A 13,375-nucleotide genomic window follows, 5' to 3' on the forward strand; every position below is an offset into this window, starting at 1 on the left:
GGGAGCCTATTTGCGCTTGAGAATATTCTTGAGCTTGTCCAGACCGCCGCGCTTGTTTTTGCGCAGAACGGTACGGCCTGTAATGGTATGGGCAATTTGCGAGAACGTTTCCGCGATCTGGGATTTTTCGTCCATCTCGCTGATCATGCGTCCGCTGTTGGCTGCATTTCCGAACAGCTGGGTGTCGAACGGAATGATGGCAACCGGCTCGATTTCCAGTGGGTCGAGAAAATCCGCAGGGGCGATCTCCGGGCGTTTCGGCATGCCGACCTGATTGAGAACGAGATGCGGTAACTTGTCGTTGGGTCTAAGTTTTATCAGCGCGTCGAACAGGTTCTTCGTATTACGCAGATTTGCGAGATCCGGAACCGCCGTAATGACCACCTCGTCGGCTTCCGCAAGCACTGCCCGCGTCCAGTCACACCATTGGTGGGGAAGGTCGAGAACCGCGACAGGCGCACTGCGCTGCAGGACCTCAAGAATCGGCAGAAACGCCTGACGATCGAGATCATAGGTCCTGTCGAGAAGAGAGGGTGCGGCCAAAAGTGAGAGGTGGTCGGAACATTTCGTCAGCAGACGGTCGAGGAACACCTCGTCCAGTCGTTCCGGCGAAAACACCGCTTCCGCCATGCCCTGAGCGGGATCCTGATCGAAATCGATGTTGGCCGTGCCATAGGCAAGATCCATATCCGCCAGAATGGTTTCAGTGGAGAAGAGGGTAGAGATGCCGAAGGCGCAATTATGCGCGATAGTCGACGAGCCCACCCCGCCTTTGGCACCGATGAAGGCGATGTTGCGACCGAGCGGCTCCGCTTCCGGATCAACGAAGATCGTCGCGATCGAGGCCAACAGATCGGCCATGTTGATCGGAGCGACGAGATATTCGGAAATGCCGTTGCGGATGAGATCGCGATAAAGCGTTATGTCGTTGTGCCGGCCAACGATGATGACACGGGTGGTGGGGTCGCAAACCTCTGCCAGAGGCGCGAGATCATCCAGCAGCGAAGCCGGTGAGCTTGCTGTTTCGAGAACGATGAGGTTGGGCGTTGGTGAGGCGGAAAACATCGTCGCCGCCGCGTTGATGTCGCCCTTGGTTACCCGCAGGGTGACCTTGCTCATGCGCCTGTCACTGGACAAGGCATCCATTACGCGCTGCATGTTTTCGCTGACGCAGAAGGCATGGACGGATATGCGGGGCAGGGGCCGCAGGCGATCCATATCCGAGGCACGCGGCGCCGGCTGTTCGGCTTCCGCGTCGCCGCTTGACTTGATATCGTATTCTACAGCGCTCATCGTCTTTCCTGCCCTGACAATTGTTGGAACCGCGTCAATTTGACGTCGCCGTGTTTTTGCCGCTGCGATAGGCGTCAATCACCACCGCTCGGCGCTCCGCGTCGATCGGGCTCATGCCACGCGGACCAACAAGATCCATGGGGTTGGCAACCTGTGCCGCGAGATTGCTCTGGGAAGCACATCCGAAATTGTACCAGTTCTTGTTGGCAAAGGTATTGTCGGAAAGGTCTTCGGGCCATTGGCCGCATTGCCCGGTCATGGCGGTAACGGCTACATAGCTCAGTCGAATGGGGGCGGCGTCGCCATTCGGGGATGCAGCGTAACGTGTTTCCATGATCTTGCCCGAGGGCACACCAGCGCCGGAAAGCGCGGAGCGGATTTGTCTCGCCATTTTTGAAGCCGCTGCCGAGTTGGCTGATCCCGATGGCATCTGGATATTGACGATACCGGTCGACATCGAGGCGTAATTCTGGGCGAAACCACGGACATTATCCGCCATTGCCGTGGTCAGCCGGCTATCGCCTGCTGATACCGGAATATCCAGCGAATGCTCGGCTTCCGACAGGGTGATCGGATGGCGCGTGCGGTAGTCGTCGGGAATGGCGTTGGTCGTCATCGGGTCGCGTGCGCAACCTTGCAACAGGCCGGCGGCAAGCGCCACCATGGCGACGAGACCTGCCCGTCGGCCCGGCAGGCTTGAGGAAAAGGAGGAAGGGTTTTCCTGCATGGCGTTTCCTGCCCGGACCGGGCTTGCTCTGAGGACGAGATTTCGTGCGCGTTTCGTCATTTGTAGATGAACCCCACTGATCCCTGATAGGGAGCCGCCTGAACCTGGTCCTTGCGGCCATAGACCTTGTTGACACGGTTCATGAAATACATGGCGGCATCGTTTTCCGGGTTGAAGTTGTCATCCGGCCGGGCGATCTGGTTGCGCGCAACGGGACGTACCAGATAGGGCGTTGCTATGATGACAAGCTCTGTCTCGTTGCGAATGAAATCCTTGCTGCGAAAAAGCGTGCCGAAGATCGGCACTTTGGAGATGCCTGGAAGTCCTGACATGGCCTGGCGAATATTGTCCTGAACCAGACCTGCGATCACAATCGAGCCGCCGGATGGAAGTTCGACTGTTGTCGATGTCTCGCGTTTGCGGATCGACATGTAGGTAGAACCTGGGATGGTGCGGCCCGCGTTTCCGGTTACAACGTTGCCTTCATATGTCGGCTCAGAAACATTGGTCTCGATTTTAAGGCTGATCCGTCCCGGTGAAAGCACGACGGGCCTGAAGTTCAAGGTGATGCCGTAGTCGACCGTGTTGGTGGTACGCGTTATGGTTGGCTGGCCCGTTTCCTTGTCGATGGTAACTTCCTGCTCTGCAGGCAGACGGAAATCGCCCCCCACGTAGAACTTGGCCTGTTCGCCGGAGATGGCGGTAAGACTCGGTTCGGCCAGAGTGCGCACGACACCCGCCTGTTCCATGGCGTTGAGATAGGAAGCAAAGTTGAGCGAGCCGGAGCCAATCGCGCCACTGGCTATTCGCGACGCACCGCTGATTGCATTTCCGAGATTGGACGGATTTGAAAATTCGAAACCGTTATTGCTTGTCGAGCTGCTGATGGAACCATTGAAGCCAAGCTGTTTCAGCACCTGCCGGCTAACTTCAGCAACGGTGACTTTCAGCGTCACCTGATCTTCGCCCTCAATCGTCAGCATATTGACGATCTGCGATGTCTGGCGGTTTTCGGCAAAAATCGCCGCGTCACCGCCATTGTTGCCGCCCGTCAGCGATATGTTGCGAGTAGTGGCTTCGCCGCCTTTCAGGAATGCTTCGGCAAGCTGGACAGCGCGTGCCGAATCCTGCGGCGTGCGCACTGACCCAGTGAGAACGATGTTGTCCGAAACGATCTCTACCTTGATGTCCGATTCGGGAATGAAACGGCGGATATTGGCCTCAAGCCCGGAGATGTCGCGCTCGACCTCAAGATCTAGGCTGACGATTTCGCGCCCGCCATTCCCGAAAATGAAGATATTGGTCTGGCCCACCGTTTTCCCGAACAGGTAGATGCGCTTGGACGTGCGCGTTACGGCATCGGCAAGGCTCGGATCGGCGACGAGAATATCATGGGCATCCTCCGGCAGATCGATGACCAGTGCCTTGTTGAGACCGAGCTTCAGGCGCTTGCGAATGCCAGTGCCGCTTTCGGTGATCCGCACGATGCTCGCGCTTTGAGCCTCGGCTTCGCTGATACGCAAAAACGCAGGTGAGTGCTGACCCGGAATACCTGAAAAAGCCAGGCAAAATGCAAGGCTGCCCGCCATTGAGGAACGCAGGTGTTGTTTAATGCGCTTTGCCATGGAACCCCCGGTCATTGCGATGCTCCCTGTCCGGTTTTGACGATCGAACCGGATTTGATCACCTGAATCTCCGGCTGCCCGGAGCCGCCGTTGAGAAGGTAACCTGCTGAAAGCGTGTCGTTTTCCTGCGCATCGGCGACTGAGCGCAAAGCCAGCGTAAGGCGATCCGCCATTTGTTGCGCCACGGTGATGATTTTGGCCTGTTCGGGTGTGAGTTCGAGCGTTGCGGTTGCACCCACGACGGCTGAGGTGCCGTCCTCGCCTTCCTTGATCTGCTGGTCGATCGCCAGAACACGGACATTGTTCAAAACATTTTCAGTCAAAAAATGGCCTGAATCGCCCTTGCGGACCATGATGACATCGACCCGGTCATTCGGCAGCACGAAACCGCCAGCACCTGTCGAGACGGAAATTTCCGTGGCGACGGCGCGTTTGCCGGCTGGCAAGAGCGAGGACATGATGCGGGTGCTGGAATCGACCACTTTTTCAGGCCGTACCGGCTCGCCCTGAAACAAAGGCAGCCGCACGACAGCGCCGGATAGTTCGGTTATGGCGTTCGGGTTTTTCGCTTCCGTTATGAAGCTGTCGATGACGTTACCAGTGGGCCAGGGCGTCCAGTGCACCGAACTATCGTTCAGGCGGCTGCCGACGGGTAGGTTGACCGAGGAAACGAGAACGTTAACCGTCGGTTCCTTCTCTATGATCGTTTCCGCTTTTTCGATGACCTGCTTCGCGCCGGAAATCTGCATGGCAACGATGCCGGCAAGACCGGCGGCGACCAGGGCAACTGACAGAATGACGATACGCGACGGTTTCATGCTCGATCCTTGAGGGAATCAGATTTTTCTCCCGTCAGGATGGCGCGTGATTGGTATAATTATGGTTAATATTTCGCCTGGATTTGTGCTTAATAGATTACTAATTTCGGATATTAAAGTATCCGGTCAATAAAGGCTGGCGATTGCTGCTTTTACAAGAGGAGTTTCCCCATAGGTCAAAAGCCCGGCAGCGGCGATACCAACACCGTATGGAATTTTCTGAGCCACCATCAGGGAGTCCGGGATTGGAATGCCGATAGCCATAATTTCTTGCGAGCGTGCTCGAAGAAGCAGGATCCCGACAGTTAACACACCACCAAACAGGGTTACCGCGAGCAGAAATTCTATGAGCGAGATGTTGAACCCATACCACACGGCCGCACCAGTCAACAACTTAGCGTCGCCTCCGCCCATGACATTCGCGGCGAAGAGCGTGAAACATGCCATAAAAACAAGTATTCCTCCGGCCAAACTTAAGCCAAAGGTCTGTAAATCCATACCCGTAAAAGGCGCGACTAAAGCAAAAGATAACAACAGCACGACGGTTATCACGTTAGGGATCGTCATGCTGAAAAGATCGTTTATCGCAGCAAAACTCAGGCAAAGCGGAAGAATTAAGAAAATCGCTGCGACAACCATAGGTGGCTGACCTTTGCTGAGATAAATTTTACAGAAGCTAGCAAATGCAGGTGATGTCCACGCGATACGTCGCATCACCTGCATTATGCATTTATAATCAGACGCCGCCGGTAGCTGCCTTGGAGTCCGTAAACTTCTTGGCGATGAAAGCAAAGGTGTCTTTAAGCTGGCCGCCGAGTGTCGTGGCACCGCCGATGATGGCAACAGAAATAAGCGCTGCGATCAGGCCGTATTCAATTGCCGTGGCGCCGGACTCATCCTTCAGGAAGCGAGCGAAAATCTTGGTCATGGGTCTCTCCTAACTCTTGTGTTGTGTTCAGCACGCCGACAACTGTTTTCCGTTGTTCGGTTGCGTTCAAATTACAGGTGAGCGATTTCCAAGCGCTTAAAGAAGAGGATTAATCCAAAGTAAACGGCAGGATGAATTTCTCTTGGTAAACAAAACAAAAAAGTATTGTCTCTATTTTTATAGTTGCTGATAAACAAATATATTACAGAGACTGTCAGTTTCTTATTTCCAGCAAAGTGTCCTCCAGGTGGGACATAGATGTTCAGTTTTGGTGCGGGACAGCGAGAGCCTCGAAAATATTGCCATGTCAGGCATGGTTACCGTTCACACTACGGGCCTCTATTATTTAACGCTTCATTCACTAAAAACGCGCATTCTGCTCCACAGTAAGTGCGGATAGTGAATAAGGGCGAAACGCGTGTCATCCGGAAAACTGGCGAAAATCGTGGTCGGCTTGTCCGTCATCCTATCGGGTTCGTTACAGCCCGTTTTTGCTCAGGAAGACATATTGCGCGTTTCGATGAACCACGCCCGTGTACTTCGCCTCGACCGCCCCGTGAGCAAGGTTATTGTCGGCAACTCGAAAGTCGCCGATGCGACGGTGGCAGATGCGACCACGATCGTGCTGACCGGGCGGAGTTTCGGTACGACGAATCTTGTTCTTCTCGATGCCGAGGGCAATCCGATCGTCGATGAGCGCATTCTCGTCTCCATCGATGAAGGCAATACGGTTCGCGTTTTCCGCCAGACGGAACGGACCGTGCTTTCCTGTACGCCGAATTGCGAACAGCATTCGCAAAACAGTGGCGACAAAGACGCCCAGCCTTAAGCGAACTGCAACCCAATACCAGGTCTGAAGATATCGGAATTCCGCGCGCGGGAATGGCTGGCATTTTGTCGAAGTGACAAAGGCTTAGCACTCATCCTAGATAGCATTTTTATGGGAAAAATCGGGGTTGATCGCCAGCCAAACGAAAAACCGCAACATCTTCCCCTGCGTTTTGCAAGAGGACTGAATGTTGCTGTTTTTTCGTCTAAGTGTTTGATCTGGCTAAGATCAAAAATGGAATGGTGCCCAGAAGAGGACTCGAACCTCCACACCCTTGCGAGTACCAGCACCTGAAGCTGGCGCGTCTACCAATTCCGCCATCTGGGCGACGGAGAGCGATGTACGAGGGCAGCCGCCCGGTGTCAACAGACTTTTTGAACTTTTATGACGATCATTGATTTTAAAGGGAAAAAACTTGGTTAGACGCTGTTGAAACATGTTGCCGCGTCAATTGTCGAGCTCTTCATGCTTCGTCCTGTCGACATGACCGAGGTCACGTTCCGGGTCGATGACATCGCGGATTCTCTGTTTGAGCTCTTTTGGACCGGGGAAACCGCCATCGCGCTTGCGCTCCCATATGGTTTCGCCATCTGCGGTGATCTCGAACAGGCCACCCGTTGAGGGAATGAGGCTGACTTCGCCGATATCAGAAGCGAAGGTTTGCAAAATCTCCTGCGCCATCCATCCCGCACGAAGCAACCAGTTGCATTGCGTGCAGTAGCGGATGGTTATGCGGGGCTTGGTCTCGGCCATGGTCACGTCTCCTTCAGCGCCCGGTGACAATAATGCTCACGATAATGTCAACTATAATACTCATGTTTTTACCTGCGGCATGCTTGTTCTTATCATGCTGCTTTGCGAACAGATAAGCCATCGAAGGCTAAAACGCGGAGATCCCATGGCCCAGTTCGACAATAATCGTCAGCGTCTTTTCGTTCCGGCGGTCGCACCTCTTTATAATTCGACACATGATCTGGTGGAGACCGTTCTGCGCGTCGTGGCCGGGCTTCTTCTTGTCACCCACGGCTTCGGCAAGATCGCCAATCCGTTCGGGGCTGTCGGCATGGTGGAGAGCCTCGGTTTTTATCCGGGTGTATTCTGGTCACCTCTCCTGGCCGCCACCGAATTTTTCGGTGGAATTCTCGTGGCCATTGGGCTGTTCACGCGGCCGGCTTCCTTTGCTGCAATGATCGTGCTTTTGGTAACGGTCTATTTTCACGGTATCGTAAAGGCGGAAGGTCTGGGTGGCGCGGAAAAATCAGTTCTCTGGGCAGCCATTTTCCTGTTCTTCGCTGTCCGCGGCGGCAACCGGCATTCCGTCGACGCGAAGCTGTCGCGGGAATTTTAAGATGCCCAAGGCCGGCTTGTCCGCTTATTGCCTTGCCGACGATATTGCGCCTCTTGAAAATCCGTTTTTCTCGTGGTGAAGCTGAATTTGATCGGCGACACCGGCCGATCGAATTCCCCGTTTTCGGCGAGAGGCCCCATGCGCGTTGCAATTATCGAAAACATGGCGGGCACGCCGCATGGACAGATCGGCGTCGCTCTGGAAGAGGCAAGGGCTGACGTGCATGTCATCCGCGCCTATGCGGGTGAGCCTCTTCCTCTCGATGCAGCTGCACACGATGCGCTTGTCGTTTTGGGCGGTGAGCAGAACGCTCTTGACGACGTGCTTTATCCCTATCTTCCAGACCTCGCACTTTTGATGAAAGCGTTTGGCGATGCGGACAAGGCCGTGATGGGCGTCTGTCTCGGCAGCCAGTTGCTGGCACGCGCCTATGGCGGAGAGAATATTCTGGCGGGCCCGCCCGAATTCGGCTGGGAAGACGTATCCCTCACGGAAGAGGGCGTGTCCGATCCGCTATTGGCGGGACTCGACAAGACATTTCCCATTTTTCAGTGGCATTGTGACACATTCACGCTTCCGCCCGAGGCGACGAGACTTGCGACCAATGGTGCAACGCGAAATCAGGCTTTTCGCGTTGGCCGCGCTGCCTATGGCACGCAATTTCATTTTGAGGCATCCACGGCCGTGGTCGACGGATGGTGTGAGGCATTCCCGGCTTCCGTAGAAAAAATGGCGCCCGGCTGGATAAACAATTACCGCGACCACCGTGGCGGGCGTGCAGATGTGGCCGATGCGACCGGTCTGGAAATTGCCCGTGCCTGGGTACGGCTTGTCTGATCTGGCAATTATCGGTTGCGAATATGGCCAAGGCCGCTCAGAATTGAGTGTGTTTCACCGACGTTTGCCAAGGAGGCACCAAGATCATGTATAAATTCGAAATCTATCAGGATAGGGCCGGGGAATATCGCTTCCGCTTCAAAGCATCCAACGGGGAAACGATGTTTTCCTCCGAAGGATACAAGGCCAAGGCATCGGCCATCCACGCCATCGAATCGATCAAGAAAAATTCCCCAGGCGCCGATACGGTCGATCTGAGCACGATGACCGCCTGAAGCTCTCCGTTTCGCGAAACCTCGAGGCATTCTCCTGCCAGAAATGACGGGCGCGTTGGAAGGTGTCGGCGTAAAGATAAGATTCAGTCTTTTTTGATAATCTTCCGTTAGCAATTGTATTTCGAGGTTCCCGGGCGGCGTCAGAGTGCCCCTGGATTGTTTTGCGTACAGGTTCTCATGCGTTCATCGGCTGTGCCAGCACTTCTCTTCGGTTGCCTTCTGCTTGGTGGCTGTACCTCCAGTTCCGGGCCGGAAAGCCTGATGGCCGGCCTGCCGTCGAAGGAAACCACGAGCTCGGTTACGCCATCCGCGCCGGTGCCGCAGGCAAGCGTGGGCAGCCAGCCCATCACGGCCCAGCCGCGACAGGAAGTTCTGGCATGGGGCGGGCCGGTGCCCGAAGAGCCAAAGGCCTTTTCAGCCGTTACCCCACGAGCGCCCGTGCCGCAGAACGCGCTTGAAACCCGTTTGCCGTCACCGTCACAGGCTGGAATGGTACGACCGGCAGAGCGCCCGATGGAGCGTCCGGTACAATTGGCCATGGCTGCCGCCCCGGCGGCGAGTGCCGGTGCGCAGATCCGCTCGCGCATTTTCCGCTCCAGCTTCAGCGATGCCAAGCCCATCAATTTCGGCAGGGTTCAGCCGCGCCATTTTCAGGTCCACGGGGTGGATGTCTCGCGCTGGCAGGCCAATATAGACTGGCCGCAGCTGCGCACACGCGGTGCCAACTTCGCCTTCATCAAGGCGACGGATGGCGGCGATCATCTTGACCCGATGTTCCGCACCAACTGGCAGCGTGCAAAGGAAGCGGGCATCCGTCGTGGCGCCTACCACTTCTTCTACTGGTGCCGCTCGGCCGGCGAGCAGGCGGATTGGTTCATTCGCAACGTACCGCGCGATCCGGATGCGCTGCCGCCGGTGATCGACGTGGAATATAACGGCGAATCGAGCTGCAAGATGCGCCATTCCCGTGAGCGTATTCTGGAAAAGATGCGCGTGTTCATGGACAAGCTCGAGCGCCATTACGGACAGCGTCCGATCATTTACACAGCGCCCGATTTTTATAAGGATAATCTGACCGGCGAGTTCCAGGACTATCCCTTCTGGCTGCGCGCCGTTGCCCAGCATCCGTCCGTGGTCTATCCCGGCCGCAAGTGGTTGTTCTGGCAATATTCCGGCTCCGGCCTGTCGCATGGTGTCGATGGCCGAATCGATCTCAATGTCTTCAACGGCAATGAGGATGCCTGGCATCGCTGGATAGACCGCCGCTCGAGCTGACGGGGCGGGCGTCAGCGCGAAAATTTTCGCGCGCCGGCAACGCAGAGCACTACCACCAGCGTGATGCCGATCATCGCAGGGCTGACCTCCTCGTGAAGCAGGGTTGCTGCAAGCACCAGCCCGAAGAACGGCTGCAGCAATTGCAGCTGGCCCACCGCGGCAATGCCGCCAAGCGCCAGCCCGCGATACCAGAAGATGAAGCCGATCAGCATGCTGAATAGCGAGACATAGGCAAGGCCGCCCCAGGCCTGCGGGTCGATGCCTGCGAGGGTTTGCGGCCCTGTGAAAAAGGCAAGCGGCAGCATCAGAGGCAGGGACAGGACCAATGCCCATGAGATGACCTGCCAGCCCCCAGTTTGCGGGAAAGGGCAGCACCCTCAGCATATCCCAGCCCACAGACGATAATCGCGCCCAGCATCAAGAGATCGCCGGCAAGTGAGGCTCCGAGCCCGGAGGCCAGCGAATTCGACAATGAAAAGCCGGCAACGAGAACGCTGCCCAGGCAGGAAAAGAACCAGAAGGCGGGCCGCGGGCGTTCTCCACCACGCAGCACGGCAAAAACCGCGGTTGCGAGCGGCAAAAGCCCTACAAAGACGATGGAGTGGGCCGAGGTGATGTGCCGCAAGGCGAGGGCAGTCAACAGCGGGAAGCCAACCACCACGCCGAAGGATACAATGAAAAGGGATGCCAGATCATCGCGCGCCGGGCGTTTTTGCCGGAACACAAAAAGCAAAGCGAGCGCCAGAAGGCCGGCTATGCTGGCGCGGGCGAGGGTCAGGAACACCGGATCGAAACCCGTTACCGCAACCCGCGTGGCGGGCAGCGAGCCGCTGAATATCACCACGCCGATAAGGCCGCTCAGCCAACCGCTTGTCGTCTTGTCCATGATCGTCTCCTGCAATTTCCCTTTCTTGATCAGGAACGGCTGGTGAAAACAGCGACAATAATATACAATTTCAAGAAACTGTTATGGTTGTTTGGGTGGTACGGTTGGAGAGAAATGTGGACGGATACCTTGCGTCGGGAACGCGCATAGAACAGGTGATGGCCAGCATGCGGCGACGCATCGCCTCGCGAAGCCTCGTTCCCGGCGCCAGATTGCCATCCGTTCGAGCGCTTGCGAAGGCCATGCAGGTCTCCACTTCAACCGTCGTCGAGGCCTATGACCGGCTGGTTGCCGATGGCACCATAAGCTCGCGACCGGGTTCGGGATTTTATGTGGCGGGTCCGCTAGCGCCCCTGTCTCTGGCCGATATCGAGCCTCGGCTGGACAGGGCGGTGGATCCGCTCTGGGTGTCGCGCCAGGCGCTGGACGAGGGAGCGGCGCTTGCCAAGCCCGGTTGCGGCTGGCTTCCAGCGTCATGGATGCCGGAGCAAGCGCTACGGCGGGCTATGAGGGGGCTTGCCCGCGCGGATGCTTCCCTGCTGACGGATTATGCGAGCCCGATGGGGCTGTTGACGCTACGCCAGCTTTTGTCCCGCAGACTTGCCGAACATGGCGTACAGGCGGGCGTCAGCCAGATCATGCTCACCGATTCCGGCACGCAGGCGATCGATCTCCTGTGTCGTTTCCTGCTGCAGCCGGGGGATACGGTGATTGTCGATGATCCCTGCTATTTCAACTTCCGCGCTCTCTTGCGGGCGCATCGGGTGAAAATCGTTGGTGTGCCTTATACGCCGGCTGGACCGGACCTGCCGCTTTTCGAGCAGGCACTGAAAGAGCATCAGCCACGTCTTTATATTACCAATTCCGCGATTCATAATCCGACAGGCGCAAGGCTTTCCGCCGTTTCCGCCCATCGCCTGCTGATGCTGGCCGAACAGGCGGGCCTCACCATCATCGAGGATGATATTTTTGCGGATTTTGAAACGCAGGCGGCACCACGGCTGGCTGCTTTCGATGGTCTGAACCGGGTCGTCCAGATCGGCAGTTTTTCTAAAACCCTGTCTGCTTCCGTGCGGTGCGGTTTCATCGCAGCGCCTCCGGCATGGGTGGAAGCCTTGACCGATCTCAAGATTGCCACTGCTTTTGGTGGAGCCAATTTTTCGGCTGCATTGATCCTGTCGCTTTTGACTGACGGTAGTTATCGCAAGCATGTCGAGGCTCTTCGACAGCGTCTCGCGGCGGCGGTGCCTGAGGCGGCGGCGCGTTTGAAAGCGCTTGGATGTGTGCCGTGGATCGAACCGCAGGCGGGCATGTTCTTATGGTGCCGCCTGCCGGAGGGGGTCGACGCCGCCGATGTGGCACGCCGGGCACTGGCGCAGCAGGTGGTGCTGGCACCCGGCAATGTTTTCAGCTCCGCGCAGAACGCATCCGCTTTCATGCGTTTCAATGTGTCGCAAATGGCCGCTCCTCAGGTCATGGCGGTGCTGGCAGATGCCCTCAGGCAGAGCGCGTAATTATCGCCCATATTGTGCGCGCCGAGGAGAATCGGAACAAAATCCCGTGAACGCCGTTTTCTTCTCAGAATGAAGAGGAGGAAATACCATGACATTCGATCCAAACAATCCGCGCCCGGACCGTGATCTTCGTCCGGAACTGAATATCAGCAATGAACCGCTTGCCCGGAAGTCTCCGTCGTGGATGCCATGGCTGGCGATTCTCGTTGTCGCATTGGTAGGCGTTTTCGCCTGGTCGCAGATGAGCGGCCCGAACACCGATCCGGCCACGACATCCTCGACCATGCCGCCTGCGGCAACGCAACAGGCACCGGCGCCCGTGACTCCGACCGTCCCGGCAACGCCGCCTGCCAACAATGCAGCACCGGCAAGCCCGAATACTGGCGGCACGCAGACGCAGCCGTAATGGGTTAGATAATCTTACAAAACCGCTTGCCTTCCGGCAGGCGGTTTTTTATTGCGCCAACTCCGCGGCGTCAGAGTTGCTCCATCGCAGAGGGGTGGTTGGACAATCTGGACCAGCGGCTGATCGATTCTTCCGCCAGCGCCGAAAGCGTAATGCTTCCGAAGCGGGAGAGGAGAATGGTCTCCGCCTCGTTCATGGCATCGAAAAGGGCAGCATTGACGGCCTGCTCTATGACGCAGTTCGGATTATCACCTGCCAGCCCGATCGAGAACAATTCCGGCGCGCCAAGCGCCCGGTAAATATCGAGCAGCGTGATTTCGCTGAGCGTTTGCGCCAGAACCCAGCCACCGCCATGGCCTTTTTCCGACGACACGTAACCGTGCTCCCGCAAGCCCGCCATGGTTCTGCGCACCACCACCGGGTTCGTCTGCAACATCGCCGCGATGCTTTCAGAGGTCGCCGCCCCGTCATGTTTTTCCATATGGATCAGAATATGCAGCACCCGTGAAAGGCGCGTGTCGTGTCTCATCGGTGAAATCCGCCTGTTTTCCGCGACATTACCAGTTTGCATATGACGTAACAATATAAGTTGCGTGACTATTGACTCCAAAATT

At 56.7% G+C, this 13,375-nt stretch carries 15 protein-coding genes, 1 tRNA gene and 1 pseudogene; 7 read left to right on the forward strand and 10 right to left on the reverse strand.

Going from position 1 to position 13,375, the window contains the following annotated elements:
- Positions 1 to 6: 6 nt before the first annotated feature.
- The 6 genes from CRO62_RS18715 to CRO62_RS18740 form a co-directional block, all read right to left on the reverse strand.
- Positions 7 to 1,293 (reverse strand): AAA family ATPase, encoded by a 1,287-nt coding sequence (locus CRO62_RS18715; RefSeq protein ID WP_097101144.1) that lies wholly within the window; start codon positions 1,291 to 1,293, stop codon positions 7 to 9.
- A gap of 34 nt (positions 1,294 to 1,327) precedes the next feature.
- Positions 1,328 to 2,020 carry a CpaD family pilus assembly protein gene (locus tag CRO62_RS18720; RefSeq protein WP_097101145.1) on the reverse strand — a complete coding sequence of 231 codons (693 nt, stop codon included), beginning with the start codon at positions 2,018 to 2,020 and terminating at the stop codon, positions 1,328 to 1,330.
- Positions 2,021 to 2,076: 56 nt separating this feature from the next.
- Complete coding sequence (locus tag CRO62_RS18725) at positions 2,077 to 3,660, reverse strand: type II and III secretion system protein family protein (RefSeq protein ID WP_097101146.1); 1,584 nt, start codon at positions 3,658 to 3,660, stop codon at positions 2,077 to 2,079.
- Positions 3,657 to 4,463 (reverse strand): Flp pilus assembly protein CpaB, encoded by an 807-nt coding sequence (cpaB, locus tag CRO62_RS18730; RefSeq protein ID WP_097101147.1) that lies wholly within the window; start codon positions 4,461 to 4,463, stop codon positions 3,657 to 3,659. Before cpaB ends, CRO62_RS18725 begins: the two co-directional genes overlap by 4 nt.
- Positions 4,464 to 4,589: 126 nt before the next feature.
- Positions 4,590 to 5,102 (reverse strand): prepilin peptidase, encoded by a 513-nt coding sequence (locus CRO62_RS18735; protein WP_097101148.1) that lies wholly within the window; start codon positions 5,100 to 5,102, stop codon positions 4,590 to 4,592.
- 97 nt (positions 5,103 to 5,199) lie between these two features.
- A complete protein-coding gene (locus CRO62_RS18740; protein ID WP_097101149.1) occupies positions 5,200 to 5,391 on the reverse strand; it encodes a Flp family type IVb pilin in 192 nt (63 codons plus the stop codon).
- Between the two features lie 445 nt (positions 5,392 to 5,836).
- Between CRO62_RS18740 and CRO62_RS18750 the strand changes: the two genes are divergently transcribed.
- Positions 5,837 to 6,220 carry a pilus assembly protein N-terminal domain-containing protein gene (locus CRO62_RS18750; protein ID WP_046205577.1) on the forward strand — a complete coding sequence of 128 codons (384 nt, stop codon included), beginning with the start codon at positions 5,837 to 5,839 and terminating at the stop codon, positions 6,218 to 6,220.
- 240 nt (positions 6,221 to 6,460) lie between these two features.
- On the opposite strand, the gene CRO62_RS18755 is transcribed toward CRO62_RS18750, so the two are convergent.
- Positions 6,461 to 6,547 (reverse strand) — tRNA-Leu (locus CRO62_RS18755).
- Positions 6,548 to 6,667: 120 nt separating this feature from the next.
- On the reverse strand, positions 6,668 to 6,973 hold the full coding sequence (locus CRO62_RS18760; RefSeq protein WP_097101150.1) for a SelT/SelW/SelH family protein: 306 nt from the start codon (positions 6,971 to 6,973) through the stop codon (positions 6,668 to 6,670).
- 145 nt (positions 6,974 to 7,118) lie between these two features.
- Between CRO62_RS18760 and CRO62_RS18765 the strand changes: the two genes are divergently transcribed.
- The 4 genes from CRO62_RS18765 to CRO62_RS18780 all read left to right on the forward strand — a co-directional run bounded on the left by CRO62_RS18765 (position 7,119) and on the right by CRO62_RS18780 (position 9,955).
- On the forward strand, positions 7,119 to 7,568 hold the full coding sequence (locus tag CRO62_RS18765) for a DoxX family protein (RefSeq protein ID WP_003514571.1): 450 nt from the start codon (positions 7,119 to 7,121) through the stop codon (positions 7,566 to 7,568).
- A 138-nt stretch (positions 7,569 to 7,706) separates the two neighbouring features.
- Positions 7,707 to 8,405 carry a type 1 glutamine amidotransferase gene (locus tag CRO62_RS18770; protein ID WP_179784571.1) on the forward strand — a complete coding sequence of 233 codons (699 nt, stop codon included), beginning with the start codon at positions 7,707 to 7,709 and terminating at the stop codon, positions 8,403 to 8,405.
- Between the two features lie 86 nt (positions 8,406 to 8,491).
- Entirely contained in the window at positions 8,492 to 8,680 is a 189-nt protein-coding gene (locus CRO62_RS18775) for a YegP family protein (protein ID WP_003514584.1), read from the forward strand.
- A gap of 177 nt (positions 8,681 to 8,857) precedes the next feature.
- Positions 8,858 to 9,955 (forward strand): GH25 family lysozyme, encoded by a 1,098-nt coding sequence (locus tag CRO62_RS18780; protein ID WP_097101151.1) that lies wholly within the window; start codon positions 8,858 to 8,860, stop codon positions 9,953 to 9,955.
- Between the two features lie 11 nt (positions 9,956 to 9,966).
- On the opposite strand, the pseudogene CRO62_RS18785 reads toward CRO62_RS18780, so the two are convergent.
- A pseudogene (locus tag CRO62_RS18785) lies at positions 9,967 to 10,841 on the reverse strand (DMT family transporter).
- Between the two features lie 116 nt (positions 10,842 to 10,957).
- On the opposite strand from CRO62_RS18785, the gene CRO62_RS18790 reads away from it, so the two are divergent.
- Positions 10,958 to 12,355, forward strand: coding sequence for a PLP-dependent aminotransferase family protein (locus CRO62_RS18790; protein ID WP_179784572.1), 1,398 nt, complete (start codon positions 10,958 to 10,960; stop codon positions 12,353 to 12,355).
- A gap of 88 nt (positions 12,356 to 12,443) precedes the next feature.
- A complete protein-coding gene (locus CRO62_RS18795) occupies positions 12,444 to 12,761 on the forward strand; it encodes a hypothetical protein (RefSeq protein WP_003514590.1) in 318 nt (105 codons plus the stop codon).
- A 70-nt stretch (positions 12,762 to 12,831) separates the two neighbouring features.
- Here CRO62_RS18795 and CRO62_RS18800 read toward each other — a convergent pair whose 3' ends face one another.
- The gene (locus CRO62_RS18800; protein ID WP_097101153.1) at positions 12,832 to 13,290 is read right to left on the reverse strand and encodes an Rrf2 family transcriptional regulator; all 459 of its coding nucleotides are present in this window, start codon (positions 13,288 to 13,290) and stop codon (positions 12,832 to 12,834) included.
- Positions 13,291 to 13,375 lie beyond the last annotated feature (85 nt).

The organism is Rhizobium sp. AN6A (assembly GCF_900215635.1).
Classification (GTDB): Bacteria; Pseudomonadota; Alphaproteobacteria; order Rhizobiales; family Rhizobiaceae; genus Agrobacterium; species Agrobacterium tumefaciens.

What these genes read in the sequence shown, in the direction of transcription:
- CRO62_RS18780 (WP_097101151.1), top strand. Translation starts at nt 8,858, where the DNA reads ATGCGTTCATCGGCTGTGCCAGCACTTCTCTTCGGTTGCCTTCTGCTT.
- CRO62_RS18740 (WP_097101149.1), bottom strand. Translation starts at nt 5,391, where the DNA reads ATGACCAAGATTTTCGCTCGCTTCCTGAAGGATGAGTCCGGCGCCACG.
- CRO62_RS18800 (WP_097101153.1), bottom strand. Translation starts at nt 13,290, where the DNA reads ATGAGACACGACACGCGCCTTTCACGGGTGCTGCATATTCTGATCCAT.
- CRO62_RS18720 (WP_097101145.1), bottom strand. Translation starts at nt 2,020, where the DNA reads ATGCAGGAAAACCCTTCCTCCTTTTCCTCAAGCCTGCCGGGCCGACGG.
- CRO62_RS18795 (WP_003514590.1), top strand. Translation starts at nt 12,444, where the DNA reads ATGACATTCGATCCAAACAATCCGCGCCCGGACCGTGATCTTCGTCCG.
- CRO62_RS18760 (WP_097101150.1), bottom strand. Translation starts at nt 6,973, where the DNA reads ATGGCCGAGACCAAGCCCCGCATAACCATCCGCTACTGCACGCAATGC.
- CRO62_RS18775 (WP_003514584.1), top strand. Translation starts at nt 8,492, where the DNA reads ATGTATAAATTCGAAATCTATCAGGATAGGGCCGGGGAATATCGCTTC.
- CRO62_RS18770 (WP_179784571.1), top strand. Translation starts at nt 7,707, where the DNA reads ATGCGCGTTGCAATTATCGAAAACATGGCGGGCACGCCGCATGGACAG.
- CRO62_RS18765 (WP_003514571.1), top strand. Translation starts at nt 7,119, where the DNA reads ATGGCCCAGTTCGACAATAATCGTCAGCGTCTTTTCGTTCCGGCGGTC.
- cpaB (WP_097101147.1), bottom strand. Translation starts at nt 4,463, where the DNA reads ATGAAACCGTCGCGTATCGTCATTCTGTCAGTTGCCCTGGTCGCCGCC.
- CRO62_RS18715 (WP_097101144.1), bottom strand. Translation starts at nt 1,293, where the DNA reads ATGAGCGCTGTAGAATACGATATCAAGTCAAGCGGCGACGCGGAAGCC.
- CRO62_RS18725 (WP_097101146.1), bottom strand. Translation starts at nt 3,660, where the DNA reads ATGACCGGGGGTTCCATGGCAAAGCGCATTAAACAACACCTGCGTTCC.
- CRO62_RS18735 (WP_097101148.1), bottom strand. Translation starts at nt 5,102, where the DNA reads ATGGTTGTCGCAGCGATTTTCTTAATTCTTCCGCTTTGCCTGAGTTTT.